Source organism: Veillonellaceae bacterium (genome assembly GCA_012523975.1).
In the GTDB taxonomy this organism is placed as follows: Bacteria; Bacillota; Negativicutes; order JAAYSF01; family JAAYSF01; genus JAAYSF01.
Genome location: JAAYSF010000096.1, coordinates 13,098 through 30,022 on the forward strand (window position 1 = coordinate 13,098; position 16,925 = coordinate 30,022).

Below are 16,925 nucleotides of genomic sequence, written 5' to 3' on the forward strand. Positions count from 1 at the left end.
TTGGACCGCCCGATTTTCGGGAAATGCTCCCGCCGATTATTAAAGAAAACTACGGTCAATGGAAATATCATACCATTCCGCGTCCCGGTGTTTTAAGGCATGTCAGCAATAGCGGTGCTGTGCTGCATTCAGTGCGCGTGGCCTCGCCCCGGTTAGTCTGCAGCGACTTTATTCGCGATATTTCGGATATTGCTGACAAGTACTGTGATGGTTTCCTGCGGTTTACTACCCGCAATAATGTTGAGTTTCTGGTTTCGGATGAGTCCAAACTGCAGCCCCTTATTGACGAGCTTGATGCCAAAGACTATCTCATCGGTGGTGTGGGGGTATCAATTAGTAATGTCGTCCATACGCAAGGTTGGATTCACTGTAAGAGTGCGGTAACCGATGCCTCGGGTCTTTCTAAGAATATTATGGATGAACTCCATGACTATTTTACCGGCAAAATCAAAGTCCCGGCCCGGTTGAGAATTGCCGTCGCCTGCTGTGTTAATATGTGCGGGGCTTGCCACTGCTCAGATATCAGCGTCGTTGGCATTCACCGGACAATTCCACGCGTCAATGACGAAATGGTCAGCAAAATCTGTGAGATTCCAACTACTATTGCTGCCTGTCCTACCGGGGCCATCCGTCCCAATCCCAAGGCAAAAAGCGTCATAATAAACCCTGAAAAATGTATGATGTGCGGCAACTGTACAGCTGTTTGCCCGGCCATTAAAATAATGGATCCTCCTAATGACGGTGTATCAATCTGGGTCGGCGGCAAGCTATCCAATGCTCGTACTGCACCGATGTTCTCGAAACTAGCCATTCCTTTCTTGCCCAATAATCCGCCGAAATGGCCGGAAGTTACCGATGCAGTCAAACATTTGGTCGAGGTTTGGGCCGATCATGCTCGTGAAGGCGAGCGAATGGGCGAGTGGATAGAGCGAATCGGCTGGGAACGCTTCTTCAAGCTGACTGACCTTCCGTTTACTGCTAAACATATTGACGATTTTACTCACGCAACAACTACGTTCAGATCGACAACGCAGTTTAAGTATTAAAATATAAGATTGCCGCGCTACCGTTTGAGCGACATTTTAAAGGGTTGTCAATCGACTAAAATGTCATTACGAGCGGAGCGCGGCGATCTCAAGGCGCCTAATTTTGAAAAAAATAGGGTACCGGCGGGGGGATGATTATGCTCTTTTTGATTGGTCAGGTTCTCCCTTATCTTGCGGCAGGCGTTTTTCTGGCAGGAATGATATGGCGGATTGCAACCTGGCTTAAATGCCCGGTGCCGTTTAAGCTTACAATGTTCCCTGCCCCTGCCGACACCGCCGGCAGGGTGCTGGCGATAAGTAAGGAGTTAATATTATTCGATAGCCTGAGGCGCAGCGAACAAGGGCTGTGGCTATGGGCATGGCTGATGCATATTGGACTATTTGCCGTTGTTGGCGGTCATATTGTCGGAATATCACAATTGGGCCTGCAATTTACGGCGCTCGGGATGTCCCCGTCCCAAAGCGTAGCTATGTCAGCTGCTTTGGGAACAGGGGCAGGCATACTGCTACTAGGAGCGTTAATAGTGCTTTTTTATCGACGGACAGCAGTGCCGGAAGTAAAGCGGATGTCCAATCCGGCCGATTATTTTGATATTCTCCTGCTGTTGGCCATTGTCATTAGTGGTATGCATATGCGGCTGACAACACTGGAAGTAGACTTGGCAGCTATCCGGAGTTATATGGCAGGGCTAATAACCTTCTGCCCGGCTGCCGCGCCGCAAAACTGGATTTTTCTAAGTCATTTTTTCTTAGTTAATATTCTCTTGATATACTTCCCGTTCTCTAAGCTTGTGCATCTGGCCGGATTCTTTGTAACGCGGTCGCTCATTGTTGCGCCGCCGCCGGCCTATCCAACAGCGGGCAGTATTACTAAGGCCGATTTCGGCGCAAGGAGGGCTGCTGAGTGAAGCCTCCTTTACACATAGCCAAAGCCAATGAAGTGGCGGCCCTGGGGTATAGGGTAACACCGGAAGCTGAGTTGAAGCTGAGATTTGTTGAAAAACTCGAAGAAATGCTGCCTAAACTGCGCTCGCTCATGACTATGCTTGATACTTGCACCAGGTGCGGCAGCTGCATGCAACAGTGTCACAGCTATTTAGGTACCGAAGATTATCATAATATTCCGGCCGTCCGGGCTGATTTGATGCGCAGTATCTATAAACGGTACTTTACTTGGGCCGGCAGAACGCTTAATCGGTTTGTCGGGGCTGAAGATTTTGATGAAGACACTGTCGGCAAGTGGTTGACCTATTTTTATCAGTGCAATGAATGTCGTCGCTGCGCCAGATTTTGTCCGTTTGGAATTGATACTGCCGAAATAACGATAATGGCCCGTCATATTCTGTCGGAACTGGGTATTATGCCGAAATTTATGCAGGGCGTTGCTGCTAATATGGTCAAGACTGGCAATAACATGGGCATCAATCAGCTGGCTACCCTGGATACCGTCGAATTTATGGAAGATGATCTTTTGGAAGAAACCGGAGTAAGCATCAAGATACCGGTTGATAAACCAAACTCGGATATTTTGTTTATACCATCATCAGCTGACTTTTTCACCAATGTTTATACAATGTATGGCACCGCTAAGTTATTTCATAAGCTTAAGGCTAACTGGACAATATCTTCATCAGTGCTCGAAGCCGCAAACTTTGGCCTGCTGTTTAACTACAACGCTATGCATAGTCATAATTTGCGGCTAAAAGAGGCTGCTGCTGCCGTTGGTGCCAAAACTGTAATTCAAGGTGAGTGCGGGCATGGTTGGCGAGCTGCCAAAATGTATACCGAGGGGTTAAACGGTCCGGTGCCCTTTGAACTCATTCACATCCATGAATACTGTGACCGTCATTTAGGCCAACTCAAATTTAACAAATTGCCGATTAGGGTGACTTTACATGATCCCTGTAACTTAGCCAGGGCCGGTGATGTTATTGAGCAGCCGCGCCGCATTGTCAGAGCCTGCGTTGATGAGTTTGTTGAAATGACACCCAATCGCGAGGACAATTTCTGCTGCGGCGGCGGGTCAGGTATTTTGATGGATGAGATGATGGATATTCGCATGAAATTGGGCCGGAAAAAGGCCGAACAAGTTAAAGCTGTCGGTAAGATTGACTATTTGGCTATTCCTTGCTCTATCTGTAAGGCGCAAATTCCCCCCGTCATGAAACATTATGGCTTAATCGATTTTGAGATGGGCGGCGTAATGGATTTGGTAGGCAAGGCAATAGTATTGGATTAGAAAATTGAAATGGTGAAATGGGACTGAGGAGGTGCTCACATGAGCGTAATTGATATTAAAGGAATGCAGATAGAAATTGATGAGGATGGATTTATTGTCGATCCGTCGGTGTGGAATGAAGATATCGTCTTTTATTTTGCCAAGGAAGAACATGTTGATGAATTGACCGAAAAGCATTGGAAGGTTATTAATTATCTTCGTGAGTATTACCTGAAATTCGGCATTGCGCCGATGATTCGCAAGCTTTGCAAAGATACCGGATTTACCTTAAAGGAAATCTATGAACTATTTCCCTCCGGCCCGGCAAAAGGGGCGTGCAAGCTAGCTGGATTGCCTAAACCGACCGGCTGTGTATAATCACGCTGAACGCTTGGCTTACGCCTAATCCTACTCCAGCAAGCTTGGCGTAAGCCTAAGCCGTCAGGCGGCTCGAATGCTGCCTGATATTAAATAAAAAGGAGGAATTCCTATGGCTGGAGTACCACAATCAAGTCTTCCGTTCATTAAGCGGGAAGATACCTGGGCCATTATCATTGCGCTATTGCTCACAGTACTTATCACGATTGCATTTTTTGCCGGTGATATTAGCTTTTTTAAGTCCATGGCTGTAAAGATTTCCAGTTGGTCTGATGATTTTAGTAAAGTTACAGCAGGCTTGAGCAAAAATCCCAGTGGTCTATTTACCTTATTTGGGTTTTTCCTTATCGCCTTTACTATTGCTGCAAAGGTAATGGGCTACAATGTTCAGCGGTTCGTCACTGGTTTTATTGTCCTCTATATCTTATCAATAATCATTACAATCCTTGGTTCTAATAAGTTTATGAAAACCTACCAATTAGAAACACCCCTGCTGGCGCTTGTTTTTGGGATGATTGTGAGCAATTGCATAAAATTGCCTAGTTGGTTCCAAGAGGCGCTGCGAACTGAGTTCTATGTAAAAACCGGTATCGTCCTGATGGGGGCGACCCTTCCGTTTACCATTATTATGACAGCCGGCCCACTGGCCATGCTGCAGGCAACTATTGTATCGGTCGTTACTTTCTTTTCGATTTACTTTGCTGCCACAAAATTGTTTAAGCTTGATCCACGCTTTGGTGCAACCCTCGGCGCCGGCGGTTCGATCTGCGGTGTATCGGGCTCAATCGCTGTCGGCGGCGCTTGCCGGGCCGAGAAGGAACATGTTTCCATGGCAATCTCGCTGGTCGTAATTTGGGCGGTAGTTATGATTGCCTTCCTGCCGGCCGTAGCTAAGAGTCTCGGGATGGAACCCGGCCCGGCCGGAGCTTGGATAGGTACATCTGAATTTGCCGACGCTGCCGGATTCGCGGCTGCAGAGCAGTATAATGCAATGGCTAATTTACCGCCTGGCGATGATCGCGCAGTAAAAACTTTCACACTTATGAAGGTTGTTGGCCGCGATATGTTTGTCGGACTGTGGGCTTTGATGGCCGCTATTCTATCGGTAACTTTGTGGGAAAAGAAAAGCTTAGCGCAATCCGAGCGGGTTGACTATGGTGAAGTATGGCGCCGGTTCCCCAAATTCGTTATTGGCTTCTTCGTGGCGTCAATATTTACAACATTAGTAATTGCCAGCCTTGATCCGAAGCTTGGCTCAGTCTATTCCAAAGATGCCCTGGGGGTAATTAAGACCTTGCGCAGCTGGACCTTTACCTGGACCTTCCTGAGTATCGGCTTCACGACCAGGTTCAGGGATTTGGCGGCTGCCGGCTGGAAACCGTTTGCGGCCTTCACCATTGGTGTACTGATTAACGTCCCATTGGGCTACTGGTTATCAAATGTTATCTTTGTCGATTACTGGTTGAATGTAAAATAGGATAGTGTATAGCCAGCCGCTGGGATTAATGATCTAGCGGCTGGCCTAATCAATTATAAACAGGTTAACCATCGGAGAAAAGGTGATATTGATGGAGAAAGTCAGACAAAAGTACGGTCCTCCCGTTGTCACACACCTGACGCGGGTAAAATTGTGGCTAGCGCCGGATGAATCTTACTGGGAAAATGTCGGCCGGGGTGTAAAAGTCGATGCGGCTGCTGTGAGAGAGGCCGGACGTTTAATGACAAAAAGGGCTAATCGGGTAGCAGCGATGATGGATGTTATGGCCTCTAAGGGGTTTATTTTTGAGGCTGATAAGATGGCAATATACTGCTATTCAACCACGGTTGAGGCTTATGAGATAAAACGCGACCTCATCGCAGCAGGCTTTAAGGATCCGGAGTTTCAGATTTTACTGGAATATACGCGAGGCTGGGGCATGCTGTAAGATACGGTATTTGAGAAACTGCGCCTAGCGTTATTGCTGGTTTAAATATTTAAGGCGGGAGGTGCTGCTATGGTGTCTTTGGGGTGGTTTATTACCGGGCCGTTGATTTATATTGCTATTCTCGTGTTTGTTTCTGTCACGGCATATAAAGTTCTGGGGTATGCAAAAATGCCCAGACATCTGCGTTGGGATTTATACCCTGTACCGCATCAGGGACCAGAAGGATCTAAGTACCAAAAGGTTGATTACAGCAAACTGCCGCCGCAGCGCTCAATGCTTCATGAAATGAAGGAAATGAGTCAGGAAATGTTATTTATTAAAAAGGCGTTTGTCCATAATCCTAAGCTATGGAAAGGAAGTTTTCCGCTACACGCCGGCCTTTACCTCTGTGGGTTGTGGCTGACTTTCTTAATTTTGGATGCCGGGCTTGCCGTCGCTGGTTTCAGTGATATAAACAAGGCCGAGACAGCTTTTGATTATGCGCTTGAGTGGCTGGAGTTTTCGAGCGGTGTTATCGGTTTAACTTCCGGTCTTATCGGCAGTCTGTTGCTTTTATGGCGACGGCATACCGATGAGGAGCTAAGGTACATGTCTGATTTTGTGTGCTATTTCAACCTATATCTTATGGCACTTTTATTTGGCTCCGGTTTTGCCGCATGGCTGGTTGCTGACCCGTCCTTTGCAATTATTAAGCAGCAAATAATGACGCTGCTGGTCTTTAATCCAGGAACTATTGAGCACCCGCTCATTATCATCCAGTTTCTAGTATTCGGGATTTTTTTGCTGTTATTGCCATTTGGCCGCATGATGCATTTTGCTGTTAAGTATTTCTTTTATCACAATATCATGTGGGACGATGAAATGATGAAACCTGGCAGTAAAATGGAACAGGACATTTCCGGCTATTTTAATTACCAAGTTGACTGGTCTGCGGACCATGTGCAAACGCAGGCATCTTGGAGTGCGCAGGTATCTCAAGGAAAGGAGGATCCTAAATGATGAAAAAACGAGTTAGTCTGGGGGATATTGGCTCAGACCAACCTGTAGTTTCGCTATTGGGCGCCGAAGATCTGCTGCCTTTGCCGGGCGAAGATAATACGCCGTTTAAACAATTAAAGCCTGATACTATCAGTAAATACGACTTTTCACTTGACGGATTCTCAGCCCTTAGTCTGCCTTTACCTAAAAATAAAGAACAAGAGCAGGCTATTGTGAGAGCGTTCCTCAAGGGATTAGAAAAAATATTTGATCGGCAGAACAATTGGGGGTTCCTCCAGCCGACAACGCTGTCGACTTCTTACTGCATGCAGTGCAATACCTGCAACGAGGCCTGCCCGGTATTTATCGAAAGCGGACGCAATGATGTTTATCGGCCTAATTTTCGCTCAGAAGTTTTGCGGCGTATCGTCCGTCGTTATTTTACTCCGGCAGGGAAATTGCTCGGCAGATGGGTGGGCGCAGATATTGAACTTAACTGGCGGGTAGTTTACCATTTGGCTGAACTAGCCTATCGCTGCACGTTATGCCGGCGATGCGCATCGGTTTGTCCTTTGGGGGTTGATAATGCTCTTTTAGCCCGAGAACTACGCAAACTCTTCAGTCAAGAGATGGGAATTGCGCCTGATAATGTTCACAAATCCGGCACTATCCAGCATCTTAAAACCGGCTCGTCAACCGGGATGAATAGCGCCGCTTTTTTGGATAATATTGAATTCATCGAGGATATTATTGAAGAAAAGACGGGTAAGCGCCTTAAGATACCTGTTGATAAGAAAAATGCCGATATTCTCTTAATCCACAATGCTGGCGAGTATGTAGCATGGCCGGAAAATCCGGCAGCTTTTGCGATATTATTTGAAGCGGCCGGTCTTAACTGGACACTTTCAAGTGAATCTATGGGTTATGAAGGCGTTAATTACGGTGTTTGGTATGATGATATTCAGTTTGCCCGGATCGCACTGGGTCAGGTTCAGGCCGCCAAGCGCTTAGGGGTCAAAAAGATTGTCGTCGGGGAGTGCGGCCATGCTACTAAGGCACTAATCAGTATTGCTGACCGATTAATTACCGGTGATATGGCTATACCGCGCGAGTCCTGCCTGCCATTGTTAGAATCCCTTATAACCGGCGGCGCTGTAAAATTTGACCCGACCCGCAATAACTTCCCAGTTACCCTTCACGACCCCTGCAATATGGTTAGGCTGATGGGGATAATTTCGCCGCAGCGTAATATAATTAATCATATCGTTTCGCCGGGACAATTTCGGGAAATGCCGAACAGCGGCGTTAGTAATTACTGCTGCGGCGGTGGCAGCGGTTTTGCCATTATGAACTCACAAAATTTCCCCGAATGGCGCAATTCACTGGCTAGCCGCCGTAAAGCGCGCCAGGTAATCGAGGCCTTCAATGATTGTCTGGATCCGGCCATACCTAAGTACTACTGCGCTCCCTGCTCCAATTGCAAGGGCGCGGCCCGCGATGCATTAATTGGGCACTACGGATTCAGAGATAAATACAACATTATTTACGGTGGGCTAGTTGAATTGATGGTTAATGCCATGCCCGATTTGCCGCAGCCGTTCATCAGCTGGGAAGACGAATTTTAAGCGATAATTTGGTAGCTTTGAAAGCATGGCTGAAGCTGGGTGATAAAAGAAAATTTAATTTTAAGCAGGAAAATTGTAAATTCCCAAGAACCTAGTTTATAGAAACTAAATTAATATTGCGGACTGGAGATACAGAGTAGTCCAAATATGTTCTGAAATTCAGAATATATTTGGGCTTTTGTTTTTTCTGTCCGTATAATACAGGGAGGATATTAGGCCATGACCATTACAGCCAAAGCGGATATAGTTATTGTCGGCGGAGGTATTGTTGGTACAGCAATTGCAAGAGCGTTATCCCGATATGATCTTGATGTAGTGCTTCTCGAAAAAGAGCCGGATGTCGCAATGGGAACGTCTAAAGCCAACAGCGGCATTCTGCATGCCGGTTTTGACGCTAAACCAGGAACACTTAAAGCGATTACCAACGTTCGCGGCAATGAAATGTATCGGGAAATTTACCAAGACCTCGGGATAGACATTAAATTCATCGGTTCTCTGGTTGTTGCGACCAGTGAAGAAGAAATGGTAACATTGCGTGATTTGTTAATGCGCGGCAGCGAGAACGGTGTGCCTGGTCTTGAAATACTGGATAGAGAAACGGTTTTACAGCGGGAACCTAACTTATCTGACAAGGTATTGGGTGCACTTTGGGCTCCGACCGGCGGGGTTATGTGCCCGTTTGGGGCAACAATTGCCTTTGCCAATAACGCTGTTTTAAATGGGGTAAAAATTTATACTGAGTGCCCGGCTGAAGAAATTGTTGTTGCTGATGGTAAAGTTACCGGCGTCAAAACAGCCAAAGGGTTTATTGCCGCTAAGTATGTTATAAACGCGGCCGGCCTTTTTGCCGATGATCTTAGCCGCACGGCCGGCGATAACAGCTTCAATATTAAGCCGCGCAAGGGGGAATATGTATTATTCGATAAGACGGCAGCTAATCTAGTAAATACCGTTATCTTCCCAACGCCGAGCAAGGTATCAAAAGGCATCTTGGTTTCGCCGACTGTCCATGGCAACTTATTCATTGGACCAAACGCTCAAGATATTGATGATAAAGCAGATATAGCCACCTCACCCGATGGTTTGCAGGAAATTATCGCGGGAGCGGGCAAAACCGTGCCAAACCTGCCGATGCATGCCTCCATTACTCAATTCGCCGGGCTTCGGGCAGCAGCCGGTGACGGCGACTTCATTCTAAAAGCATCCGACAGTGCTAACGGCCTTATCCAAGCCGCCGGCATTCAATCACCTGGTCTGACAGCAGCCCCAGCTATCGCTGAGATTATTGTTGGAATTCTGAAAGATCAGGGCCTTGCTTTGATTGAAAAAGCCAATTTTGTTCCAAAGAATCCACCCAAAGTCAAGTTCCATGAACTTAGCAATGCTGAAAGAGCAGAGGTTATTGCGCGAAATCCGCTGTATGGCCGGGTTATTTGCCGCTGCGAGACAGTTACTGAAGGTGAGATTGTCGATGCTATTCATTCAGCATGCGGAGCTGTAACGGTTGACGGCGTTAAACGCCGCACCAGAGCCGGTATGGGCCGATGCCAAGGCGGGTTCTGCGGGCCGCGTGTTACGGCAATTCTTGCCCGTGAGCTCAATATCCCGGTTACTGAGGTTCGCAAAGACACAACCCAGTCGTATTTGTTCTTCGACAAGATTTCTGGGAGGTGCAAAAGTAATGACTAATACTTACGATGTAGTAATTGTCGGCGGCGGTCCGGCCGGAATGGCGGCTGCGCTGAGTGCCCGTCAAGCCGGAGCAGAAAAAGTACTAATAATTGAACGCGACCGTGAACTCGGCGGCATATTGCAGCAGTGTATCCATAACGGTTTTGGTCTGCACCGTTTTAAAGAGGAATTGACCGGCCCGGGTTATGCCGGACGTTATATAAAAATGGTCAACGCTGACCCGGCTATTGAGATTATGCTTGATACTATGGTGCTTAATGTTGAACAGGACAAAACGGTATATGCTGTTAATCCTAAGCAAGGCATGCTTAAGATTGAGGCTAAGGCTGTCATTTTCACGATGGGCTGCCGGGAACGGACGCGCGGTGCCATCCGTATTGCCGGCGGGCGTCCGGCAGGTGTATTTACCGCCGGTGCGGCTCAGCGCATGGTGAATATGGAAGGCTTCCTGCCCGGTAAAAAGATCGTTATTCTTGGTTCTGGCGATATCGGTCTTATCATGGCTCGCCGCCTGACATTAGAAGGCGCGCAAGTTCAGGCTGTCCTTGAGCTTATGCCGTACTCAAACGGCTTGACGCGAAATGTTGTTCAATGTCTGGAAGACTTTAATATCCCGTTGCATTTGTCCCATACCATTCTTAAGGTCCATGGCAAAGACCGGGTAACAGGCGTTACCTGCGCCAAAGTTGATGAGACTCGCCGGATAATCCCCGGCTCGGAGTTTGATATTGATTGTGACTGCCTGCTTTTATCAGTCGGCTTAATTCCGGAAAACGAATTATCCCGGCCGCTTGACATGGAAATGGATAGTCTTACCAACGGGCCGGTTGTTGATCAATTCCGCCATACTACATTGCCCGGTTTTTTCGCTGCCGGCAATGTTGTCCATGTTCACGACTTGGTAGATTTTGTATCGCAGGAAGGCGAAATTGCCGGAGCTGCTGCCGCAAAATATGCGCTTGGTCAGCTTAAAGCGGTGCGTAAAGTTGTAGCTGTCGAGGCGAAAAATGGTATGCGTACTGTTGTGCCGCAGCATGTTTCTATTACTCCGCAAAGCGCTGAACCGGTAAGGCTGTTTATGCGTGTGGCTCAGCCTGAACATCGTGTTACGCTTAATATTGAAAGCGCCGGCAAGAAGTTGTATAGCCGTAAATTAGCGGTTGCTAAGCCAGGCGAAATGATTGTAGTCGAACTTCCTGCCGAAACTGTCAGTGCATGTGATGATAAAATTACGGTAGCGTTAGCAAAGTGAGGTGTAACTAATGGAACAAGTAACAAGACGACTTAGTTGTATCGTATGCCCTATGGGTTGTCTGGGTGAGGTTGAAATAAAGAACGGCGAAGTCACCGGCGTATCTGGGTTTACCTGCCCGCGGGGTGAGAAATACGCCCGCGAAGAAGTGACTGCGCCTAAAAGAATGCTCACAACCACTGTTAGAATCTCAGGCGCCGAGCTGCCGCTGCTGCCGGTAATATCAAAAACCGCGCTGCCTAAGGACAGGGTAATGGATTGCGCCTGTTTTCTGTCGCAAATTGAGACCAAAGCCCCGGTTAAAGAGGGCGATGTCATCTGCGCGGATATTCTGGGTTTAGGGGTTGATATTGTAGCCGCCCGTGATTTAATGTAAGTATAATGCAACGGGGAACAGTACTTTTAAACTGAAATTGGGAGGCTTATCATGCCGCAAAAACAAGCATGGCTGCGCAGCCTTAAATATTTTGCGCTGGATATGGATGGCACCATTTACATGGGTCAAAACCTGCTTCCGGGTGCGCTGGAATTTCTGCAATATCTTAAGAGCAGCGGTAGGCAGTACCTATTTTTAACAAACAATTCATCGAAGAATAAATTAAGCTACGTGAAAAAACTTCAAGGACTGGGCATTCCGGCTACTAGCGATGAGGTAATGACTTCAGGCGAAGCTACGGCGCTATATCTTAATTCGGTAAAACCCGATGCCCGGGTATACCTATTGGGTACGCCTGACCTTGAACAGGAGTTTGCTGATCAAGGGTTTACACTTACTGCCGAACAGCCTGATTATGTGGTGCTTGGCTTTGATCAGACATTAACCTATGCTAAGCTGGCTGAAGCCTGTCATTTAATTAGGGAGGATGTGCCGTTTATTGCTACCCATCCGGATATAAATTGTCCTACTGACGAGCGTTCGGGTTACTTGCCTGATACCGGAGCTATGTTAGAACTTATTTACGCTTCAACCGGCAAAAGAGCTAAAATCATCGGTAAACCTTATCAGGAGATGATTGATGCCCTTATGACCAAAATGCACTGTCGGCGCCAGGAGACGGCCATGGTGGGTGACCGGGTATATACTGACATCAAAATGGCCAAAAACGCCGGCATATGCGGCATATTGGTATTAAGCGGTGAAACCAAGTTGGCTGATTTAGAACATGCCGAGGTTCAGCCCAATTTTATCTTTGACGATGTCAGTGCTTTGATGAAGGCCTTAAAAGGGGCAGATCATAATGAATAAAACGTCATGTACATTAGATTTGAGGCCCGTAGGGCCTATCTTTTTTTGGATTAAGCGACATTGCGGTATATTTTGTCTTTCTGTTAATTTGTGTTATCATGGTAATAGAGGCTATCTTGGAGGGGCATTATGATTGCTGACTGGGAAGTTGCGTTTAGACTGGTTGCGTCGGCATTATTTGCCGGTATCATAGGTTATGAGCGTCAGTCCCGACATAAAGCAGCGGGGCTTAGAACGCATATTCTGGTCGCGGTGGGATCATGTCTGATTATGGTCCTTTCGATTAATATTTATAGCTCGGTTCAAGGGTTGACCAATGCCGACCCGGCCCGTTTGGCCGCACAAGTCGTAAGCGGTGTCGGTTTTTTGGGGGCAGGCAGTATCTTAAAAGAAGGCCCAACAATCAAAGGTCTGACAACTGCAGCCAGTCTTTGGGTAGTTTCGGGGGTTGGCCTGGCAGCGGGTGCAGGGTATTATTTGGGGGCCCTGATGGCGACGGTACTGGTATTTTTAACATTGACCATTTTGGCGCGGATGGAGCATAAAGACAATCAAGCTTATTTGGCCCAGTTGATTGTAAAAACTTTGGACATTCCCGGGCAGATCGGGCAGATTAGCTCAATACTCGGCAATTGTGGCGCTAGCATTCGTGATATAAAAATAGAGCAGCAAGACACTTTGGCGATAATTACGATTAATTTATTAATGCCCAGTAATATGAGCATGTCCGATTTAACGCAGCAAATAATCGCAGTCAAGGGTGTTAAAGAAGTTCGACAAGAGTAGAACCTAAGCTGATGGGCTACACCAATCGATAAGGAGAGTATCAAATGCAGCCTAAGAACTTATTAAAACTATTATGCGCAGGTGCGGTAATTCCGGCGGTTCGCAATATTGAAGATTTTAAGTATGCTCTTGAGAAAACCGCTGCGCCTACTCTTATATTGTTGTTTGGTGATATTTTAATTTTGCCGTCGCTGCTGGCGCAAGCTCAAAGTCACAAAAAGCGCCTGCTTGTCCATCTTGACTTACTTGATGGTATTGGCAAGGATGAAGCGGGGATCAGGTATTTAGCCCGGATGGGTGTTAATGGTCTCATAACTACTAAAGCATATTTGTGCAAAGTAGCTCAGGAAGAAGGTATGATCGCTATTCAGAGGTTGTTTTTGATGGACTCCGAAGCTTTGCGTACAGGAATTAATTTGGCTAAAAAATATAAGCCTGATGCTGTCGAGGTACTGCCTGCGGCCGTTCCGGCCAGTGCTATCGAGCAGTTAAAAGCAGGTACCGGGCTGCCTGTCTTGGGCGGCGGGTTGGTTCACACCCGCGAAGATGTGGAAAGCGCCATTAAGAATGGTATTTGTGCGATAAGCGCAAGTCAAACTTCACTATGGAATTAGATGATAAATTAATGGAATATATAAAAGCTCTTTTGTGCCGGTTGGTGCAAAAGAGCTTTTTTGGTTCTCCCAAATCTTCAAACACTCGGTGCAAGCCGGGTTGCTAACAAGTATACAGTATTTGGATGACGATTTGTATTGACATTATCCGATATATTGGCTAAAATAGTAATTAAATAAAATATTCTAAAAATGAAACAAAAGTTAGGAAAAATGAGAAAAAATTCCTGATATGTTTACACTTGAGTGGAGGGTGTGTCAGGGGTTTTTGCATTTTATTAAAGTAAAGTAAAGTGAGGTGGGCATAGTGCGGCATGTAGAGTGGGGAGATGTTGTCACATTGCTTATTCAAGCACTGTTAATTTCATCAATTTTTGGGGCGGGTGCGTTTTTGCTTGCTTCGTAATTAGATAAAGCCAGGGCTTTTAATAGCACATGGCCGGTTGGTGAGGCTTCGTTGGGGGGGAGGAACTTGATATCCGAAGTCGATGTTCTCATGCGTTTGATAATAGCGCTGTTTTTGGGCGGACTCATCGGCTACGAACGTCAGGCCTGTAATAAAGCGGCCGGGTTGCGGACCCATGTTTTGGTATGTGTCGGGTCCTGTTTGATAATGGTTCTTTCGATTAATATATATTATACGGTTCAAGGTTTAACGAATGCCGACCCTACCCGACTGGCTGCCCAGGTTGTCAGCGGTATTGGTTTTTTGGGAGCTGGCACAATCATGAAAGAAGGCACGACGGTTAAGGGTTTGACGACAGCTGCCAGTATATGGGTTGTATCAGGAGTGGGGTTAGCTGCCGGCAGTGGTTATTATATCAGCGCTATTATGGTGACCGGTTTGGTATTTATAACATTATCAGCCCTTACGCGGTTTGAAAAATGGATGGGCCATATTGGTGGGGCTGTGAGTTTACTTATTAATGCAGCCGATAAGCCGGGACAAATTGGCCGGGTATGTTCGCGGCTAGGCGAGTATGGACTTAATATCAGGGATATCAAGGTTGAAGGCTCCAGTGATCACAATGTTCTTATGGCAATCACAATCGATTCGCTAGAAAGACTAGATGCTGCGGTAATTGTTGCTAATCTAATGGAAATCGAAGGTGTCGTTTCTGTTAAGATAGAGTAGGATTGGCTATTTCTTGCAGTGTCTTGGTCAGCGGATAAATTTTTCGGGGCAGTCAGTAATTATGGCATCGACGCCTATGCTGCAGACTAAGTCAAAATCGTCTTGGTCATTAACAGTGTAGGTGTTGATGCCTATTCTATTCGCTCGTGCCGCTTCGGCAAAATTACTATCAAGATTTTGCCAGAAGGGATGGAGGTAATCAGCGCACACATCTTGTGCCAGCCGGCAAATGTGGATAGGGCGCCCTTCGAACAGGACGCCGGTTTTTATTGTTGAGTTTAGCTTCTTAACTTGTAATAATGACGGATGATAAAACGACGATATTATCACGCGATCAACTAGGTGGTAACGTTCGACAAGTCTTATGACAAGTTCTTCAATGCCTGGATAAATAACGGGCCCGTTTTTAATTTCGATATTCAGCAATAGCGGTGTCGTGATGTGCCATTCAAGATACTCGGCTAAAGTTAATAGTTTCTGACCTTTAAACCTTGGGTCGTACCAAGCGCCAAAATCAAACTCTTTTAATTCACTTAAGGTCAGGTTTTTAAGCAAACCGCACCCGTCACTGGTGCGGTTTATTTTATAATCGTGGCAAATAACGACATGGCCGTCCTTGGTAAGCTGAACGTCAAGTTCAATTCCATCGGCGCCACAGGCTAGTGCATTCGTAAAAGCCGCCATTGTATTTTCGGGGCCACCAGCCCGGCCGCCGCGGTGAGCATATATATACATAGTCCACCTCGAATGTGATTTTTTTAACTTTGTATATTGTATGTAATATGGCAGGAATGCTGCGAGAAATTTAGAATATTTTTTAACTAGAAAAATAATTTTCTATATTATCTAAGGAGGCTTTAAAGTGAAAAAGCGTTGGCATGTTTTAGTGGCGTTGGTTGCAGCTGTGTGTATGCTTGGCTTGGTGTTTGCCGGCTGCGGCAGCACAGCTTCGGACAAACCCAAAGCTGGTGGCGGCCCCACTGGTACGGTAATGATTTATACCTCAATCTATCCGGATATTATTGAAAAGGTTAAACCGGAAATGGCCAAAGCATTCCCTAACCTTGATATCCAGTGGTTTCAAGGCGGAACAGAAAAGGTTATAACCAAGATTTCCGGAGAAGTGGAAGCTAACAGAGTGCAGGCCGATCTGCTGATGGTAGCAGACCCTTCGTATTATTTGACTCTTAAAGAAAAGAACCTGCTTTATAAGTACGATGCTCCAAACCGCAAAGATGTCGTACTTCCTAAAGACGAAGAAGGCTATTGGACTCCGGTTCGGATTTCCAACATGATTATTGCCTACAACACCAAGAAAATTAGCGATGCTGATGCGCCGAAATCCTGGCAGGATTTGCTTGACCCGAAATGGAAGGGCAAAATCGGTATGCCAAGCCCGCTGCTTTCAGGTACAGCTTATGTAACGGCTGGAGCATTGTCAGACAAATATGGCTGGGACTATTTTTCGGCTCTTAAAAACAATGGTTTAAAAGTTGAAGAAGGCAACTCTGCGCTTCAGAATAAACTATTGACTGGTGAGTATGATATCGTAATTATCCTGGAAGAAAATATCTTGAAGATGGCTGGTAAGGGTGAACCCGTTAAAGTGGTCTATCCTGAAGACGGCACTATCATAATTCCAAGTCCGATTGCTATCTTCAATACCAGCCAGAACAAAGAGGCTGCAGAAGCTATCACCAATTGGTGGCTGTCTAAAGAAGGTCAACAAGCTATCGTTAAAGGCTGGATGCATTCGGTACGTGCTGACGTAGAACCGCCAAAAGGCGCGCCGGCGCTAAAAACATTCATGGATAAAGCAGTGAATGCTGATTGGAATAAGCTGGCTAAAAATGCCGAACAAATCAAAGAAACCTTTAGGGCAAGAATACTTGATAAATAATAGTTGTTTGGGGTGAAGAGCGATCTTCACCCCAATTTAGGGAGGGCGCTTCTAAGTGGGATTAAAAGGGGTATTCTCTAGGCTCGACGCCAAATGGCTTGTTATCTTGGGCGCGGTAGGCGTGCTGGTA

General features: G+C 46.4%; 17 protein-coding genes. 16 read left to right on the forward strand and 1 reads right to left on the reverse strand.

Translation table 11 applies throughout. The annotated features are described in order from the left end of the window. The first annotated feature begins 23 nt into the window (after positions 1-23). The 15 genes from dsrB (at position 24) to GX348_12440 (ending at position 14,895) form a co-directional block, all read left to right on the forward strand. A complete protein-coding gene (gene dsrB, locus GX348_12370) occupies positions 24-1,046 on the forward strand; it encodes a dissimilatory-type sulfite reductase subunit beta (GenBank protein ID NLP42952.1) in 1,023 nt (340 codons plus the stop codon). 137 nt (positions 1,047-1,183) lie between these two features. Then, complete coding sequence (locus tag GX348_12375; protein NLP42953.1) at positions 1,184-1,954, forward strand: respiratory nitrate reductase subunit gamma; 771 nt, start codon at positions 1,184-1,186, stop codon at positions 1,952-1,954. Then, positions 1,951-3,285 carry a (Fe-S)-binding protein gene (locus tag GX348_12380; protein ID NLP42954.1) on the forward strand — a complete coding sequence of 445 codons (1,335 nt, stop codon included), beginning with the start codon at positions 1,951-1,953 and terminating at the stop codon, positions 3,283-3,285. Before GX348_12375 ends, GX348_12380 begins: the two co-directional genes overlap by 4 nt. 39 nt (positions 3,286-3,324) lie before the next feature. Further along, positions 3,325-3,642 (forward strand): TusE/DsrC/DsvC family sulfur relay protein, encoded by a 318-nt coding sequence (locus GX348_12385; protein ID NLP42955.1) that lies wholly within the window; start codon positions 3,325-3,327, stop codon positions 3,640-3,642. Between the two features lie 112 nt (positions 3,643-3,754). Beyond that, complete coding sequence (locus tag GX348_12390; protein ID NLP42956.1) at positions 3,755-5,119, forward strand: putative sulfate exporter family transporter; 1,365 nt, start codon at positions 3,755-3,757, stop codon at positions 5,117-5,119. A 91-nt stretch (positions 5,120-5,210) separates the two neighbouring features. Then, the gene (locus GX348_12395; protein NLP42957.1) at positions 5,211-5,567 is read left to right on the forward strand and encodes a hypothetical protein; all 357 of its coding nucleotides are present in this window, start codon (positions 5,211-5,213) and stop codon (positions 5,565-5,567) included. A 69-nt stretch (positions 5,568-5,636) separates the two neighbouring features. After that, a complete protein-coding gene (locus GX348_12400) occupies positions 5,637-6,566 on the forward strand; it encodes a hypothetical protein (protein NLP42958.1) in 930 nt (309 codons plus the stop codon). Continuing rightward, positions 6,563-8,170, forward strand: a complete 1,608-nt coding sequence (locus GX348_12405) for a (Fe-S)-binding protein (GenBank protein NLP42959.1) — start codon at positions 6,563-6,565, stop codon at positions 8,168-8,170. The genes GX348_12400 and GX348_12405 overlap by 4 nt, the downstream gene beginning before the upstream one ends. A 225-nt stretch (positions 8,171-8,395) precedes the next feature. Next, positions 8,396-9,859 carry an NAD(P)/FAD-dependent oxidoreductase gene (locus GX348_12410; GenBank protein ID NLP42960.1) on the forward strand — a complete coding sequence of 488 codons (1,464 nt, stop codon included), beginning with the start codon at positions 8,396-8,398 and terminating at the stop codon, positions 9,857-9,859. Beyond that, complete coding sequence (locus GX348_12415; GenBank protein ID NLP42961.1) at positions 9,852-11,114, forward strand: FAD-dependent oxidoreductase; 1,263 nt, start codon at positions 9,852-9,854, stop codon at positions 11,112-11,114. The genes GX348_12410 and GX348_12415 overlap by 8 nt, the downstream gene beginning before the upstream one ends. 10 nt (positions 11,115-11,124) lie before the next feature. Beyond that, positions 11,125-11,490, forward strand: a complete 366-nt coding sequence (locus GX348_12420) for a DUF1667 domain-containing protein (protein NLP42962.1) — start codon at positions 11,125-11,127, stop codon at positions 11,488-11,490. 51 nt (positions 11,491-11,541) lie between these two features. Further along, complete coding sequence (locus GX348_12425) at positions 11,542-12,360, forward strand: HAD-IIA family hydrolase (GenBank protein NLP42963.1); 819 nt, start codon at positions 11,542-11,544, stop codon at positions 12,358-12,360. A gap of 132 nt (positions 12,361-12,492) precedes the next feature. Next, the gene (locus tag GX348_12430) at positions 12,493-13,146 is read left to right on the forward strand and encodes an MgtC/SapB family protein (protein NLP42964.1); all 654 of its coding nucleotides are present in this window, start codon (positions 12,493-12,495) and stop codon (positions 13,144-13,146) included. 44 nt (positions 13,147-13,190) lie between these two features. After that, positions 13,191-13,760 carry a glycerol-3-phosphate responsive antiterminator gene (locus GX348_12435; GenBank protein NLP42965.1) on the forward strand — a complete coding sequence of 190 codons (570 nt, stop codon included), beginning with the start codon at positions 13,191-13,193 and terminating at the stop codon, positions 13,758-13,760. A gap of 472 nt (positions 13,761-14,232) precedes the next feature. Then, a complete protein-coding gene (locus GX348_12440; GenBank protein NLP42966.1) occupies positions 14,233-14,895 on the forward strand; it encodes an MgtC/SapB family protein in 663 nt (220 codons plus the stop codon). A gap of 27 nt (positions 14,896-14,922) precedes the next feature. Here the strand turns inward: GX348_12440 and GX348_12445 are convergent, their stop codons facing one another. Continuing rightward, on the reverse strand, positions 14,923-15,630 hold the full coding sequence (locus GX348_12445; protein ID NLP42967.1) for a glycerophosphodiester phosphodiesterase: 708 nt from the start codon (positions 15,628-15,630) through the stop codon (positions 14,923-14,925). A 175-nt stretch (positions 15,631-15,805) separates the two neighbouring features. Here GX348_12445 and GX348_12450 point away from each other — a divergent pair, with 175 nt between their 5' ends. Then, positions 15,806-16,795 carry an ABC transporter substrate-binding protein gene (locus GX348_12450; protein NLP42968.1) on the forward strand — a complete coding sequence of 330 codons (990 nt, stop codon included), beginning with the start codon at positions 15,806-15,808 and terminating at the stop codon, positions 16,793-16,795. Positions 16,796-16,925: the final 130 nt, after the last annotated feature.

Excerpts from the sequence above, each read along its gene's own strand:
- dsrB (NLP42952.1), top strand. The coding sequence starts at position 24 with ATGCTCCCGCCGATTATTAAAGAAAACTACGGTCAATGGAAATATCAT.
- GX348_12375 (NLP42953.1), top strand. The coding sequence starts at position 1,184 with ATGCTCTTTTTGATTGGTCAGGTTCTCCCTTATCTTGCGGCAGGCGTT.
- GX348_12385 (NLP42955.1), top strand. The coding sequence starts at position 3,325 with ATGAGCGTAATTGATATTAAAGGAATGCAGATAGAAATTGATGAGGAT.
- GX348_12390 (NLP42956.1), top strand. The coding sequence starts at position 3,755 with ATGGCTGGAGTACCACAATCAAGTCTTCCGTTCATTAAGCGGGAAGAT.
- GX348_12395 (NLP42957.1), top strand. The coding sequence starts at position 5,211 with ATGGAGAAAGTCAGACAAAAGTACGGTCCTCCCGTTGTCACACACCTG.
- GX348_12400 (NLP42958.1), top strand. The coding sequence starts at position 5,637 with ATGGTGTCTTTGGGGTGGTTTATTACCGGGCCGTTGATTTATATTGCT.
- GX348_12405 (NLP42959.1), top strand. The coding sequence starts at position 6,563 with ATGATGAAAAAACGAGTTAGTCTGGGGGATATTGGCTCAGACCAACCT.
- GX348_12415 (NLP42961.1), top strand. The coding sequence starts at position 9,852 with ATGACTAATACTTACGATGTAGTAATTGTCGGCGGCGGTCCGGCCGGA.
- GX348_12420 (NLP42962.1), top strand. The coding sequence starts at position 11,125 with ATGGAACAAGTAACAAGACGACTTAGTTGTATCGTATGCCCTATGGGT.
- GX348_12425 (NLP42963.1), top strand. The coding sequence starts at position 11,542 with ATGCCGCAAAAACAAGCATGGCTGCGCAGCCTTAAATATTTTGCGCTG.
- GX348_12435 (NLP42965.1), top strand. The coding sequence starts at position 13,191 with ATGCAGCCTAAGAACTTATTAAAACTATTATGCGCAGGTGCGGTAATT.
- GX348_12445 (NLP42967.1), bottom strand. The coding sequence starts at position 15,630 with ATGTATATATATGCTCACCGCGGCGGCCGGGCTGGTGGCCCCGAAAAT.
- GX348_12450 (NLP42968.1), top strand. The coding sequence starts at position 15,806 with ATGCTTGGCTTGGTGTTTGCCGGCTGCGGCAGCACAGCTTCGGACAAA.